The organism is Marinobacter sp. LM1 (assembly GCF_042763285.1).
Classification (GTDB): Bacteria; Pseudomonadota; Gammaproteobacteria; order Pseudomonadales; family Oleiphilaceae; genus Marinobacter; species Marinobacter nauticus.
The window spans coordinates 4,012,837-4,026,322 of record NZ_CP114373.1 but is presented as its reverse complement, the minus strand read 5'-3'; the positions used below and the strand labels follow the sequence as shown (position 1 = coordinate 4,026,322).

Genomic DNA, 13,486 nt, shown 5'->3' with positions numbered 1-13,486 from the left:
CTTGGCTTTGACCGGGCTGTTGTTGCAAGGGGTCAGCGTTGGCGCGCTGCGTGAAGTAACGCTGACCGTTCCCGGCGGACAGGTAGCGTGCCTGTCCGGTGCCTCTGGCAGTGGCAAGAGCCGGTTATTGCGCGCGGTGGCCGATCTGGAGCCCCACGGCGGTCAGATTTCTCTGGATAACCTCGATCAACAGAGTGTGCCGGCACACCAGTGGCGACGGCAGGTGGTAATGGTGCCGGCGGAAAGCCAGTGGTGGTTTGATGAGGTAAGCGCACACTTTCCTGAGGGGGCTTGTGAGCGTTTGCCTGCCGCTCTGGGTTTCACTGCCGAGGTTATGGACTGGTCGGTCAGCCGCTTGTCCTCCGGTGAGCGGCAAAGACTCGCGTTGTGGCGGGCCTTGATTCAGGAACCAGACGCGCTGCTGCTGGATGAACCGACCGCCAATCTGGATAACGAATCGACAGAGGCGATCGAACGCTGGCTGTTGCAGGAGATTGAACAGCGGCAGATCGCCACTCTGTGGGTCGCCCATGATTCCGCCCAGATTCATCGGGTAGCCAACGCTCACTATCGGATTCGAGGATCCGCACTGGAGCCTGTCCATGGAAGTGATTGACCTGGCCTGGTGGAAGCTGGGCCTGGCGGCCTTGCTGGTACTGGCGTTGGCAGCGACAGCCTACCTGGGGCGGCTGGGGATCACCCGCAGCCTGTTGGTGGCGGCCATACGAACGGTTATTCAGCTGGCTTTGATTGGCCTGGTACTGGAAGCCCTGTTTGCCTCTTCCGCCTTCTACTGGATTGCGCTGCTGGCGGCGGTCATGCTGCTGGTGGCAGGCCGGGAAGTGGTGGCGCGCCAGAGCCGACGCCTGAAAGGCGGGTGGGCGTTTGGTATTGGCACCGGCGCGATGTTCGTGTCGTCGTTTACCGTGACCGTGCTGGCACTGGCGGTGGTGATTGGTCCGGAGCCCTGGTATACCCCTCAGTATGCGATTCCTTTGCTGGGCATGATGCTGGGCAACACCATGACCGGGGTCAGCCTGGCCCTGGATCGCCTGAATGACTCGGTCTGGCGCCAGCGGGCGGTGATCGAGAACCGGCTGATGCTGGGCCAGACCTGGCAGCAGGCACTGGAAGATATTCGCCGGGAAGCCATGCGCAGTGGCATGATGCCCTCCATCAACGCCATGGCGGCGGCCGGAATTGTCAGCCTGCCGGGCATGATGACCGGCCAGATACTGGCGGGCAGCCCGCCCGCGGTCGCCGTTAAGTACCAGATATTGGTTATGCTGTTTATTACCGTCGGCACGGGGTTTGGTGCAGTGATGGCGGTCAGTTGGGGAGGCCGGCGGCTGTTTGATGACCGGGAGCGCCTGCGGCTGGATCGTTTAACCAAACCGTGATCGGGCACCAAAGTCGCATGGGGTCTCAGTCGGGTTTCGAGCTAGGCTTGGCTTTCCGGTAACCACAAAGACAATAATATGACTAGCCTACTGCAACGTTATCCTTTGCCAGTCATTGTGCTCGCACAATTGTTCGGCACCTCCCTCTGGTTCAGCATCAACGGGGTCTGGCTATCCCTGTCCGCCGAACTCGGGTTAGCGGAATCGGATCTGGGCCGGCTTACGCTCTCTGTTCAGGCGGGTTTTATTGCCGGTACGCTTGCTCTGGCGGTGACCGGCCTGGCGGATCGCTTCGGCGCCAGCCGCATCTTCCTTATTTCGAGCCTGATGGGCGCACTGGCGAACGCCGGCTTTGTAGTGGTGGCCGGGGTGTTTCCGCTGGACAGCCTGTTCCGGTTCGCTACCGGCCTGTGTCTGGCCGGAATCTACCCCCTGGGTATGAAACTGGTGATTGCCTGGACACCTAAATACGCCGGCGCCGCCCTGGCCTGGCTGGTGGGTATGCTGACTCTGGGTACCGCTCTGCCACATCTGATGCGAGGGGTAACATCAGGTATGCCCTGGGAGTGGCCACTGTTTGCATCGTCCTGTCTGGCGCTACTGGGCGGGCTGTTGGTGTTTCTGTTGGGTGACGGGCCGCACCTGCCCAAAGCCAGTGGGCGGCTTCCCCTTAGACAGGGACTGTCTGCTTTGCGCCTGCCCCGGTTCCGGGCCGTGGCGGGTGGTTATTTTGGCCACATGTGGGAGCTATACGCCTTCTGGACGCTGGTGCCGCTGTTGATCGGGCGAGAACTGCAGCGGCTGGGACAGGGTGATGCCTTGATCCCCTGGTTGTCGTTTGCGGTGATCGGTATGGGTGCGGCTGGATGTATTGGCGGCGGCCGGATCAGTCGGACTCTGGGTAGTGAGTGGGTTGCCCGGCGGGCGTTGATGGTGTCCGGGGTATTGTGCCTGCTCTATCCCTGGATGAACGGGCTGCCCCCGGAGTTGTTGATGGCGGCGCTACTGGTTTGGGGCGTCGCTGTGGTGGCCGATTCCCCGCAATTCTCCGCGCTGGCTGCAGTCACGGCCCCGAAAGAAACCGTTGGCTCATCTCTGGCGGTCATGAACGCGGTCGGCTTTGGCCTGACCCTGCCGGCCATCTGGCTCACCAGTGGGCTCTGGAATGCCTGGGGTGTCTGGGTAGCGTTGCTGCTTTTGCCGGGACCGGTGTTCGGCCTGTGGTCTCTGAGCCGGGGAAAGCCCGAGGCCTGATATACTTGCCGATTACGTCGACCTCCTGCTTTGGACCGTCATGACCCAACGCATTCTGTTATTGTCCGCTTATGATGCTGCCAGTCATCAGCGCTGGCGCGAGCAACTGGTCACCATGCTGCCCGATTATCATTGGCAGACGCTGGCGCTTCCGCCCAGATTCTTTCAGTGGCGGATTCGAGGTAATCCGGTGAGCTGGCTGCATCAGCCCGGCCTGGACGAATCCTGGGACCTGGTCATTGCCACTTCCATGGTTGATCTGGCCACCTTGCGCGGGCTGCACCCTCGAATCGCGAACACCCCCTGCCTGCTTTATATGCATGAGAACCAGTTTGCCTTTCCGGTCAGCGATCAGCAGCGAGGCCGGGTAGAGCCGCAGATGGTCAATCTTTACAGCGCTCTGGCCGCCGATGCGGTGGTCTTTAACAGTGCCTGGAACCGGGACAGCTTTCTGCAGGGCGTCGAGGGCTTTCTCAACAAAATGCCGGATGCGGTGCCCGGCGGGGTGATAGAAATGCTCAGGGAAAGGTCTTCGGTGCTGCCGGTGCCGATTGAAGACCGGTTGTTTATCGAGCAGCCACGGTCCGTGAACCGGGAACGGCCGCATCTGTTATGGAATCATCGCTGGGAATACGACAAGGGGCCCGACCGGTTGTTCGGCCTGCTGGAACAGCTGGAGCAGCGCAAGCTGGACTATCGCATCAGTGTGGTGGGTGAAGGTTTTCGCAGCCGCCCGCAAGCCTTTGACCGGATTTACCAGCAATTTGCCCGCCGAATTGAACACTGGGGCTTTCTGGAGCACCGGCAAGATTACGACCAGCTGTTGCGCAGTGCCGATATCGTGGTGTCGACCGCCCTGCACGATTTTCAGGGTCTGGCGATGCTGGAGGCGATGGCATCCGGGTGCTTGCCGCTGGCACCGGACCGGCTGGCCTACCGGGAATATGTGCCGGCAGACTGCCGATACCGGAGCCTGGAATCCGATCCCGGCGGTGAATCTCTGGTGGCCGCTGAACGGCTGGTACGTCTGCTAAAGAAACCTCCCGAGCTTAACCCGCCACAAGGCTGGCGGGCGTCGGAACTGGCCCCTAAGTACCAGGCGCTGGTTCAGCAGTTAATGGCGAGGGCTTAGTGATTCTGCTCCGGAACTTCCCGGATGCGGCCATGCTCATCAATCGCCACGTACACAAACAGACCTTCAGTCACCTTGCGGGGTGTCTTGGAGGCGCGGTCCAGTGTCCAGACTTCCACGTTGATTTTCATGGAGCTGCGGCCGATGTCCACCAATTCACAGTAGCAGCCCACCTGGGAGCCCACACGCAAGGGTGACAGAAACTCCATTCTGTCCATCGCGACGGTGGCATTACGGCCCTGGGAAATGCGACCGGCCATGGTCGCTGCCGCAATATCCATCTGTTTGACCAGCCAGCCGGCGAAGACGTCGCCGTTGGCATTGGTGTCTGACGGCAGTGGCACCACCTGCAGCATCATCTCGCCCCGGGGGGCCGGTTTGTCATCATCGTACGCAGTCATCAGGATCGCCTGTACAGCTTGTGAGTTGTTTTCTGTGCATGGTAACGGGCTGGCGCGGGGCTGCAAGAAAATTTGAACAATGACAGCTATATTTCAAAAGCTGTAACAAAGTTGTCACAGAGTGCCCCTAGGATGCAGTCATCGGTAAAGCAGATCCGACACAACGTCCAAAGTAAATAATGGAGACTCGACGTGATGAAACTGAACAAAGCACTTGCAACCGTTGCGCTGGCCGGCTCTGTTGCCGCCCTGTCTGCACCGGCCATGGCCCGTGACACCATCAGCATCGTGGGCTCTTCCACCGTGTATCCGTTCGCTACTGTGGTAGCCGAGCGTTTTGGTGCCAACACCGATTTCCCGACACCCAAGCTGGAATCCACCGGCTCCGGTGGCGGCCTGAAGCTGTTCTGTCAGGGCGTAGGCACCCAGCACCCGGACATCACCAACGCTTCCCGTCGTATGAAGCCGTCCGAGTTTGATCTGTGCCAGAGCAACGGCGTGAAGGACATCACCGAGTTCCGCATTGGTTCTGACGGCATCGTGATCGCCAGCTCCAAAGAAGCCGAAAATCTTGAAGTAACCCTGGAGCAGCTGTTCCTGGCGCTGGGTAAAGAAGTACCCAACCCGAAAAACGAGAGTGAGCTTATCGCCAACCCGTACAAGAACTGGAGCGACATCGATTCCAGTCTGCCGAACAAGCCGATCCGTGTGATGGGGCCGCCTCCGACTTCCGGTACCCGTGACTCCTTCAACGAGCTGGCTCTGCAGGGCGGCTGTGAAGACCTGCCTGCGGTTGCCAACATGAGTGAAGATGGCATGGAAGGTGTGTGTCAGAGCATTCGCGAAGACGGCGCTTTCATCGAAGCGGGTGAGAATGACAACCTGATCGTCCAGAAACTGATTGGTGATACCGGCATGTACGGCGTCTTCGGTTACAGCTTCCTGGAAGAGAATGCTGATCGTCTGCAGGCCGCTACTCTGAACGGCAAGGTTCCGACTGCCGAAGCGATCGCTGCCGATGACTACCCGGTTGCCCGTTCACTGTTCTTCTACGTGAAGAAAGCCCACGTGGGCGTGGTTCCCGGTATCCAGGAATACGCTCAGGAGTTCACCGGCATGGGCGCCATGGGCCCGAATGGCTACCTGAAAAGCGTTGGTCTGATCGTTCCGCCGCGCGATGCGCTGATGGATCTGCAGGAGAAGGCTGAAAAGATGCCTAACCTGACCAAAGACGAGCTGATGTAAGCGCGGACTACCGCGAGTAGTGAGCGAAAGGGTGCGGCTCTGAAGGGCCGCACCCTTTCGCACGTAAGATAGTTGAAAGTGCGAATTGGTTTTTTACGCTTTACACTTGTGACCTGCTAAACGTGTCAAACAGGAATTTTCATGCAACCGGCTAACCTCATGCTATTGGTCATTGCCTTCGTGGTGGTGGCTTATGGTCTTGGATATGCCCGCTCCCGCTCATTGGCCATGCCGATGGGTGGTATCCGGCATCTCAAATCCCTGCCGTTCTATTACGGTGCCCGTGCTGCGCTCTGGTGCGGCATTCCGGCATTGATTGTGCTGGCACTGTGGGCGGCATTTCAGGGTAAAGTCATTCAGTTGCTGGTGATCGGCTCCCTGCCACCAGACCTGGTGCCGGAAGGGGCAGGGCAAGCCAGTCTGCTGCTCAGCAAAATCAGCAATGTGGCCAGTGGCGCCCTGCCTCCGGGCTTTGTCGAGGCTCCGATTGCCGAGGCAGCCGAGCGGTTGCAGGCGTTGCGTGCTCAAAGTCGGCTCTACATGTCGGTTCTGGTTGTGGCCGTTGCAGTGCTGGCGGGTTTTCTGGGCTGGATCCGGATCAGCCCGAAGCTGAATGCCCGGAGCCAGGTTGAAACCACCCTGAAGTGGATCTTTTTCGCCTGTGCTGCGCTGGCGATCCTCACCACGGTTGGCATTGTCTTTTCGGTTGCCTTTGAGACCTTCCGTTTCTTCCAGAAGATTTCCTTCTTTGAGTTTTTCTTCGGCACCCAATGGAGCCCCCAGACGGCGTTGCGCGCCGATCAGGTGGCAGCCGAGGGCGCCTTCGGGATGGTGCCCCTGTTTACAGGCACGCTGCTGATCTCTGCCATTGCCATGGTGGTTGCGGTCCCGGTAGGGCTTTTATCGGCTATCTATCTGTCTGAGTATGCCAACAAGCGGGTAAGGGGTATTTTCAAGCCGCTGCTGGAAATGCTGGCGGGTATTCCGACTGTGGTTTACGGCTTCTTTGCCGCCCTGACGGTGGCGCCGTTTATCAGTGATTTTGCCGCTTCCCTGGGTATCAATGCGTCTTCCCAAAGTGCCTTGGCAGCCGGTGGGGTGATGGGCATCATGATTATTCCTTTCGTTTCTTCTCTTTCCGACGACGTTATCAACGCCGTGCCGCAAACGCTCCGGGATGGTTCGCTGGCGCTCGGCGCCACCCAGTCCGAAACCATGAAAAAGGTTATCTTTCCTGCGGCGTTGCCCGGGATCATGGGCGGGATACTGCTGGCGGTATCCCGGGCCATTGGTGAAACGATGATCGTGGTGATGGCTGCAGGCCTGGCGGCGAATCTGACCGCTAACCCGCTGGAATCGGTGACCACCGTAACCGTGCAGATTGTCACCCTGCTGACCGGTGACCAGGAGTTCGACAGCGCCAAAACTCTGGCCGCCTTCGCCCTGGGTGCGATGCTGTTCCTGGCCACGCTCCTGCTTAACGTTATTGCTCTGAAAATTGTCCGCAAATATCGGGAACAGTATGACTGATCAACGTTCACAGGCGGAACTTGTCCGCCAGTCACTCAAGCGCCGTTACCGCAAGGAACGCCGCTTCCGTGCCTATGGTATCGCTGCCATCGCCATTGCCCTGTCGGCTCTGGTGATCCTGTTTGCCGATATTATTGGCAAGGGCCATACCGCCTTTATCAAAACCACCGTTACCCTGGAGGTGGATATCGACGGTGAGGCCATGTATCTGGACGACGCGTCCGACGAACGCCAGATGAAAATGGCCGACTTTGTCGAGCCCTTGATCCGCGCCTTGATGAAAGAAATCCCGGAAGCCGGGGAGTCGGACAGGGACGATGTCCGGGATCTGATCAATCCCTATGCCTCCAATCAGCTGCGGGATGCGCTTCGGGAAAACCCGGAGTTACTTAATACCACCCAGACCATGACCTTCCTGTCCCATACCGATGTGGATGTGTACGTCAAACATGCCGGGGATGAGAACTACTCCATCAAGCTGAACGAGAAGCAGCAGGCGTGGGTAGATGCATTGTACGAGCGCGGCGTGGTGGATACCGGATTCAATGACGTGTTTTTCAGCCGGGGCGATTCCCGGGATCCGTCCCGTGCCGGCATTCTCGGGGCGATTGTTGGCTCTTTGCTGACCATGGTTGTGACTCTGGCGCTGTCGTTCCCGATCGGGGTGGCTGCGGCCATCTATCTGGAGGAGTTCGCGCCCCAGAACAAACTGACGGACTTCATTGAGGTCAACATCAACAACCTGGCGGCGGTACCCTCGATCATCTTCGGTCTGCTGGGTCTGGCGGTGTTCATCAACCTGTTCGGCATGCCGCGTTCGGTGCCGGTGGTGGGTGGTCTGGTACTGACCCTGATGACCCTGCCCACTATCATTATTTCCAGCCGTGCGGCGATCAAGAGTGTGCCGCCTTCCATCCGTGAGGCGGCCGAGGGCATCGGTGCCTCCAAGATGCAGGTGGTGTTGCACCATGTGCTGCCGCTGGCCATGCCGGGCATGCTGACCGGTTCCATCATCGGCATGGCCCAGGCCCTGGGAGAGACTGCACCCTTGCTGTTGATTGGCATGGTGGCCTTTATCGTGGATGTGCCCGATGGCTTCTTCGATTCCGCCACGGTATTGCCTGTACAGGTGTTCCTGTGGGCCGGCAGCCCGGAACTTGCCTTTATCGAACGAGCGTCAGCAGCCATCATGGTGCTGCTGACTTTCCTGATTGGAATGAATGCATTGGCCATCTGGCTTCGTAAGCGTCTTGAGCGCCGATGGTGAGGAGGAGTTTTATGAATACCCTGAATACAACGGTAACCAGTGAGGCTGATGTGCCCGAAGAGAAGGCGATTCCGGTGCAGGACGAACGACCGGCAGAGACAGTGATTGAAGAGGGTAAAACGGTCGGTACACCGTTTGCCGATGACCCCAAGTTCAAGCTGCGTAATGTCGAGGTTTTCTACGGTGAAGACCGGGCCATCAAGAACATCAGCCTGGACATTGCCCGCAATGAGGTGATTGCGTTTATCGGGCCTTCGGGCTGCGGTAAGTCCACCTTTCTGCGTTGCCTGAACCGCATGAACGACAGCATCGACATCTGTCGGGTCAAGGGCTCGCTGCAGCTCGACGATCAGGACATCTACGATTCCAAGCGGGATGTGGTGGAGTTGCGTGCCCGCGTGGGCATGGTGTTCCAGAAGCCCAATCCGTTCCCCAAGTCGATCTACGATAACGTGGCCTATGGCCCCCGTATCCATGGCCTGGCCAATCGCAAGTCGGATCTGGATGACATCGTGGAGAACAGCCTGCGCAAGGCGGGGCTCTGGAACGAAGTGAAGGATCGTCTGGATGCCACCGCTACCGGTATGTCCGGCGGCCAGCAACAGCGGCTGTGTATTGCCCGCGCAATTGCCGTGAGCCCGGAAGTGGTGTTGATGGACGAGCCCTGTTCCGCGCTCGACCCGATTGCCACGGCCAAGGTGGAGGAGCTGATTGCGGAGCTGTCCGAGAGCTACACCATTGTCATCGTGACCCACTCCATGCAGCAGGCGGCCCGGGTGTCTCATCGCACCGCCTATTTCCACCTTGGCCATCTGGTGGAAGTGAACGAGACCGACAAAGTATTCACCTCTCCGGAACATGAGCTGACGGAGTCATACATTACCGGCCGTTTCGGCTGATACGTGTTCGGGGATAACGGAGACAGACACTATGCCTACAAAAAAGGACGATGTTTACGGGGATCACATTTCCCACAAGTTCAATGATGAACTGATGGAGCTGAAGACCCAGTTCCTCAAGATGGGTGGAATGGTGGAGACCCAGGTTGAACGGGCGGTGCAGGCCCTGGTAGACGGTGATGGCCATCTGGCCGAGGAAGTGCGGGCCAACGACAAGAAAGTCGACAAGATGGAAGTGGATCTGGACGAAGAGGCGACCCTGATCATCGCCCGTCGTCAGCCTACGGCACGGGACCTGCGCCTGGTGATTTCAGTGATCAAGATGGTGGCTGACCTGGAACGGGTCGGTGACGAAGCCAAGAAGATTGCCAAAATGGCGATCAAGCTGACGGAAGAAGGTCAGGCGCCGAGGGGCTATGTGGAAATTCGCCACATCGGTACCCACGTGCTGACCATGCTGCATGACTCACTGGATGCCTTTGCCCGGCTGGATTCCGAACAGGCACTGCGGATCATGAAAGAAGACAAACGGGTGGATGAAGAGTACCAGGCTGCGGCCCGTACCCTGCTGACCTTCATGATGGAAGATACCCGGAATATCTCCCGCTGTATGTCGGTGATGTGGGTGCTTCGTGCCCTGGAAAGAGTGGGGGATCATGCCTGTAACATTGCCGAGAACGTGATCTTCATGGTCAAGGGCGAAGACGTTCGCCATACCCCGATGGAGGAAGCAGAGCGGGTGGTCAGCCGCTGACCCGTGACCTTGTGAAACTGCTGCCATTGGTGGCAGTTTCCCCCTTGTTCCGGCCAGCAGTTACGCTATCATGGCCGGGACAAATCCACGTCTGAGGCCCTATGATTCTCCTTGTCGCATTCGCGATTATCTCCATCGGTTTTTCGTTTATCTGTTCTATCCTCGAAGCAGCTTTGCTGTCTATCACGCCCAGTTACATCGCGTCCCTGAAAAATGATCGTCCACAACTGTTCGCACGCTTGCGCCGGCTCAAGGATGAAATCGACGATCCGCTTTCCGCAATCCTGACCCTCAATACCATTGCCCATACGGCCGGCGCTACCGGCGTGGGAGCCCAGGTGGCGGTTGTCTTCGGTGAGGTCTGGCTGGGTGCTGCGTCAGCGGCGATGACCCTGGCGATACTGATCTTTTCGGAAATCATCCCGAAAACCATCGGCGCCAAGTACTGGCGTGTGATCGCCCCTTCGCTGCCGGCTGTGCTGGGATTCATGATGAAAGCCCTGCTGCCGTTTGTCTGGCTGTCGAAGCAGGTTACGCGCAGGATTGCCCCGGGTGACGGCGATACCGACATCCGGGCGGAAATCAGTGCGCTGGTAGAGATCGGCCGTGATCAGCAGGCTCTGGATGAGGAAGAGCGCCGGATTATCCACAACGTACTTCGTTTCCACGAGATCAAGGTCAGTTCCATCATGACCCCCCGCACGGTGTGCAAATTTATTGATCCGGACACCACCGTGCCGGAATTCCGGGATAAAGTGATGAAGTCGCCGTTTTCACGCTACCCGATGATTGATGAAGACGGGGAGACTCTGGGGTACGTGCATCGGGCAGACCTGATCAGCATGAGCGACGATGACGACCTGCAAAGCCGGCTGCGCCAGATCAAGCAGGTAAAAGCCAACACCAACATCGAATTTCTGTTTTCGGAAATGCTGCGGGAGCGCCAGCACATTGCGGTGGTGTACGACGAACTGGGGACCTGGCTTGGGGTGGTGACTCTGGAGGATATTCTGGAAACCCTGCTGGGTACGGAGATCATGGATGAGACCGATAATGTCTCCAACCTGCGCCGCTATGCCAAACAGCGTTGGAGCCGACGATTGAAGCGGTCGGCCGTACAGTAACCAAAAAGGGCAGCCTCGGTGCTGCCCTTTGTCATTCTGTGAGACAAGTCTGTGAGAAGGATGCTCAGGCCTGTTTCATCTTGTCGGTGTATGGCGGCCAGCCCAGGGGCTTGCCGGCGAGCAGATGCAGGTGAATGTGGAACACGGTCTGGCCGGAATTCTCACCGCAGTTCATCACTACCCGGTAGCCATCGTCGGCAAAGCCCATGTCTTTGGCCAGCTTTGCCGCCACCCAGTAAAGATGGCCGACCAGCTCACGGTCGTCTTCCTCAATGTCATTGATGGTGGCAATGGCTTTCTTCGGAATGATCAGCAGATGCACCGGGGCCTGTGGATTGATGTCCTTGAAGGCCAGGCTGATGTCGTCTTCGTACACGATGTCGGCGGGAATTTCCCGGTTGATGATCTTGGTGAAGATGGTTTCAGACATAACGGCTCCTTGTGTCGAGTAAATGCGCGTACGCCACTATAGGCCACCCAGGCCGGGCAGGCGATTAACGATTTGTTGAATCGGCGCGGGCAACTGTTCATCCAGGCCCATGGCGTAGCGAGCGACGCGATTGCGTGCGAACGGCAGTACCCGGGCCGCGCCAAGCCCGAGATTGCGGGCCAGGTGCACCGGCGGAATGGCATTGCTGAACAGGTGGTAGAACAGATCCATGGTCAGCATCATCCGCTGGTTGGCGGGCCGGCGGCGATGTTCATAGAGTTTGAGCCAGTGCGCACTGGCCAGGTCTTCGCCCCCGCGCCGGGCTTCTTTCAGCACGCCCTGCAGGCACTGGGCGTCCTGGAAGCCCAGATTGACGCCCTGGCCCGCCAGCGGATTGATGGTGTGGGCGGCGTCGCCTGCCAGCACCACCCGGTTCTGGTAATAGTGCTTGGCATGCTGGCGGGCGATGGGAAAGCTGGCCCTGGCGTCAATGTGGGTCAGTTCCGGTAGTCGTTCGGGGAAATGCTGCTGGATATCAGCCATCAGTTGCTGTTCGTCCATGGCCTTGAGTTCGTCCAGTCGGGCCGGGTGGTCGTACCACACGAGGGAGCCCCAGCTCTCTCCGGGGTGTTGCTCGCCGGCGCTGTGCAGGGGCAGGAAGGCCCTGGGGCCGCTGGGGTAAAAGCCCTGCCAGGTAATGTCTTCCACGCCGCCCCGATAGCGCGCCGAAATCACCATGGCCTGCTGCTCATACTGATCCCGGGTAACGCCGATACCTGCCAATTCCCGCACCCGGGACATAGCGCCATCGGCGCCGACCACCAGCTGGGCCTGCAACTGGCGGCCATCATCCAGGGTCACCGTGGCGTACTCTGCGCTCTGGACCAGATCCCGAACGCTGTGGCCTGTGATCAGGGTGACATCCGGTTCCGTTTCGGCAGTTTGCCACAGGGCCAGTTGAGTAATGCTGTTTTCAACGATATGGCCAAGATGTGGCGCGCTCAGGCTGTTGGCGTCAAATTCCACCTCAGTCAGGCTTTGGGGAATCAGTCGTTTGAGCGGATTTGGTGTTTCGTCCCAGACCGCCAGGCGGCAATATGGAGTAGCGCGCATGGCCAGTATTCGGGGCCAGGCACCCAGGCTGGTCAGATAGCGTTCGCTGCCGGCGCTGAGGGCAGATACCCGGATATCCGGGTGGCTGTCTGGCTGATAGGGGGCGGGGGAAGCTTGGTCGATCAGCGCCACGCGGATGCCCTGCTGGCCCAGCCCGGTCGCAAGTGCGGCGCCGACCATGCCGGCGCCCACAATGATGGTGTCAAAGGTCTGTGTCATATCCGGTTCCTGTCTGCTGGCCTCAGTTTACGCGATGCCGTGCTGCAGACAAGCGACCGGGGTCAATCCCGGGTGGATCAGTAGCCGGCCATGGAGGTAGCGGTTGCCTCCTCACGGTTGCCGGTGCGGCGGGGATTACGGACCAGCCAGGCCGGTTTGCGGGCGCCCGGGCGAGTGAAGCCCTGGTTAATCACCATGGGTTGCACCAGATTCAGGAAGTCCCGGGTGTTCATGTGGATCGACTCGGTGTGGCTGCCGGCGGCAAAGGCCAGTTCCGGCTGTTCGGTCAGAGCCTCGGCACAGTAAACGCTCATGCCAAAGAGGTTGCCAAATGGTGGCATGGCGCCCACTTCGCAATCGGGGAAGCGATCCTGGAAGGCCTGTTCGTCGGCCAGGTCGACAAAATCGGTATCCAGAATCTTGCTCAGTCTGTCCCAGCGAATACGCCAGGTGGCGGGCATGACCAGCATGGCCATTTTGCCATCGAGTTCGATAATGACGGTTTTGACTACCCGATCTCCGGCGATCTTGACGTGATGGGCCAGTTCCTGGGCGGTAAAAGCTGGGGGGTGAGCGAGGCACATGTAGTCCACACTTGCCTCATCCAGAAATGTTTTCAGCTGCTTTGCCGGCATGTTCACAACCTCCTGACAGCATCGACAGTGTTGTGGAGCCATCCGCCTTTCTCGGGCCGGGCCCCGATGGCAGGCGGGGTTTT

At 59.0% G+C, this 13,486-nt stretch carries 14 protein-coding genes; 10 read left to right on the top strand and 4 right to left on the bottom strand.

What is annotated here, in order from left to right; all coding sequences use genetic code 11:
• The first annotated feature begins 7 nt into the window (after positions 1-7).
• The 4 genes from OZ656_RS18860 to OZ656_RS18845 all read left to right on the top strand — a co-directional run bounded on the left by OZ656_RS18860 (position 8) and on the right by OZ656_RS18845 (position 3,786).
• Positions 8-616, top strand: a complete 609-nt coding sequence (locus OZ656_RS18860; RefSeq protein WP_286896573.1) for an ATP-binding cassette domain-containing protein — start codon at positions 8-10, stop codon at positions 614-616.
• The gene (locus OZ656_RS18855; RefSeq protein ID WP_286896575.1) at positions 603-1,400 is read left to right on the top strand and encodes an ABC transporter permease; all 798 of its coding nucleotides are present in this window, start codon (positions 603-605) and stop codon (positions 1,398-1,400) included. Before OZ656_RS18860 ends, OZ656_RS18855 begins: the two co-directional genes overlap by 14 nt.
• A gap of 78 nt (positions 1,401-1,478) precedes the next feature.
• A complete protein-coding gene (locus OZ656_RS18850) occupies positions 1,479-2,654 on the top strand; it encodes an MFS transporter (RefSeq protein WP_272999112.1) in 1,176 nt (391 codons plus the stop codon).
• 40 nt (positions 2,655-2,694) lie between these two features.
• Positions 2,695-3,786 carry a DUF3524 domain-containing protein gene (locus tag OZ656_RS18845; RefSeq protein ID WP_272999113.1) on the top strand — a complete coding sequence of 364 codons (1,092 nt, stop codon included), beginning with the start codon at positions 2,695-2,697 and terminating at the stop codon, positions 3,784-3,786.
• Here the strand turns inward: OZ656_RS18845 and OZ656_RS18840 are convergent.
• On the bottom strand, positions 3,783-4,187 hold the full coding sequence (locus OZ656_RS18840; protein ID WP_011787037.1) for an acyl-CoA thioesterase: 405 nt from the start codon (positions 4,185-4,187) through the stop codon (positions 3,783-3,785). The two genes, OZ656_RS18845 and OZ656_RS18840, sit on opposite strands and share 4 nt — an antisense overlap.
• 192 nt (positions 4,188-4,379) lie before the next feature.
• Between OZ656_RS18840 and OZ656_RS18835 the strand changes: the two genes are divergently transcribed.
• The 6 genes from OZ656_RS18835 to OZ656_RS18810 all read left to right on the top strand — a co-directional run bounded on the left by OZ656_RS18835 (position 4,380) and on the right by OZ656_RS18810 (position 11,006).
• Positions 4,380-5,432: a substrate-binding domain-containing protein gene (locus tag OZ656_RS18835; protein WP_379944787.1), complete on the top strand. Its 1,053-nt coding sequence runs from the start codon at positions 4,380-4,382 to the stop codon at positions 5,430-5,432.
• A 141-nt stretch (positions 5,433-5,573) separates the two neighbouring features.
• Positions 5,574-6,962, top strand: coding sequence for a phosphate ABC transporter permease subunit PstC (pstC, locus tag OZ656_RS18830; protein WP_011787035.1), 1,389 nt, complete (start codon positions 5,574-5,576; stop codon positions 6,960-6,962).
• Positions 6,955-8,229, top strand: a complete 1,275-nt coding sequence (gene pstA / locus OZ656_RS18825) for a phosphate ABC transporter permease PstA (RefSeq protein ID WP_113879120.1) — start codon at positions 6,955-6,957, stop codon at positions 8,227-8,229. Before pstC ends, pstA begins: the two co-directional genes overlap by 8 nt.
• Before the next feature lie 11 nt (positions 8,230-8,240).
• Complete coding sequence (pstB, locus tag OZ656_RS18820) at positions 8,241-9,128, top strand: phosphate ABC transporter ATP-binding protein PstB (RefSeq protein ID WP_206853723.1); 888 nt, start codon at positions 8,241-8,243, stop codon at positions 9,126-9,128.
• Positions 9,129-9,159: 31 nt separating this feature from the next.
• Positions 9,160-9,882 (top strand): phosphate signaling complex protein PhoU, encoded by a 723-nt coding sequence (phoU, locus tag OZ656_RS18815; RefSeq protein WP_278351009.1) that lies wholly within the window; start codon positions 9,160-9,162, stop codon positions 9,880-9,882.
• 101 nt (positions 9,883-9,983) lie between these two features.
• Positions 9,984-11,006 (top strand): CNNM domain-containing protein, encoded by a 1,023-nt coding sequence (locus OZ656_RS18810; RefSeq protein ID WP_278351010.1) that lies wholly within the window; start codon positions 9,984-9,986, stop codon positions 11,004-11,006.
• Between the two features lie 64 nt (positions 11,007-11,070).
• Here the strand turns inward: OZ656_RS18810 and OZ656_RS18805 are convergent, their stop codons facing one another.
• From OZ656_RS18805 to OZ656_RS18795, 3 genes are all read right to left on the bottom strand, one after another.
• Complete coding sequence (locus OZ656_RS18805) at positions 11,071-11,436, bottom strand: histidine triad nucleotide-binding protein (protein WP_113879123.1); 366 nt, start codon at positions 11,434-11,436, stop codon at positions 11,071-11,073.
• A gap of 36 nt (positions 11,437-11,472) precedes the next feature.
• Positions 11,473-12,768, bottom strand: a complete 1,296-nt coding sequence (locus tag OZ656_RS18800; RefSeq protein ID WP_379944786.1) for an FAD-dependent monooxygenase — start codon at positions 12,766-12,768, stop codon at positions 11,473-11,475.
• Positions 12,769-12,845: 77 nt separating this feature from the next.
• Entirely contained in the window at positions 12,846-13,403 is a 558-nt protein-coding gene (locus tag OZ656_RS18795) for a YbaK/EbsC family protein (protein WP_272999100.1), read from the bottom strand.
• Between the last annotated feature and the right edge of the window lie 83 nt (positions 13,404-13,486).

Excerpts from the sequence above, each read along its gene's own strand:
- OZ656_RS18855 (WP_286896575.1), top strand. The coding sequence starts at position 603 with ATGGAAGTGATTGACCTGGCCTGGTGGAAGCTGGGCCTGGCGGCCTTG.
- OZ656_RS18850 (WP_272999112.1), top strand. The coding sequence starts at position 1,479 with ATGACTAGCCTACTGCAACGTTATCCTTTGCCAGTCATTGTGCTCGCA.
- OZ656_RS18845 (WP_272999113.1), top strand. The coding sequence starts at position 2,695 with ATGACCCAACGCATTCTGTTATTGTCCGCTTATGATGCTGCCAGTCAT.
- OZ656_RS18840 (WP_011787037.1), bottom strand. The coding sequence starts at position 4,187 with ATGACTGCGTACGATGATGACAAACCGGCCCCCCGGGGCGAGATGATG.
- pstC (WP_011787035.1), top strand. The coding sequence starts at position 5,574 with ATGCAACCGGCTAACCTCATGCTATTGGTCATTGCCTTCGTGGTGGTG.
- pstA (WP_113879120.1), top strand. The coding sequence starts at position 6,955 with ATGACTGATCAACGTTCACAGGCGGAACTTGTCCGCCAGTCACTCAAG.
- pstB (WP_206853723.1), top strand. The coding sequence starts at position 8,241 with ATGAATACCCTGAATACAACGGTAACCAGTGAGGCTGATGTGCCCGAA.
- phoU (WP_278351009.1), top strand. The coding sequence starts at position 9,160 with ATGCCTACAAAAAAGGACGATGTTTACGGGGATCACATTTCCCACAAG.
- OZ656_RS18810 (WP_278351010.1), top strand. The coding sequence starts at position 9,984 with ATGATTCTCCTTGTCGCATTCGCGATTATCTCCATCGGTTTTTCGTTT.
- OZ656_RS18805 (WP_113879123.1), bottom strand. The coding sequence starts at position 11,436 with ATGTCTGAAACCATCTTCACCAAGATCATCAACCGGGAAATTCCCGCC.
- OZ656_RS18800 (WP_379944786.1), bottom strand. The coding sequence starts at position 12,768 with ATGACACAGACCTTTGACACCATCATTGTGGGCGCCGGCATGGTCGGC.
- OZ656_RS18795 (WP_272999100.1), bottom strand. The coding sequence starts at position 13,403 with ATGCCGGCAAAGCAGCTGAAAACATTTCTGGATGAGGCAAGTGTGGAC.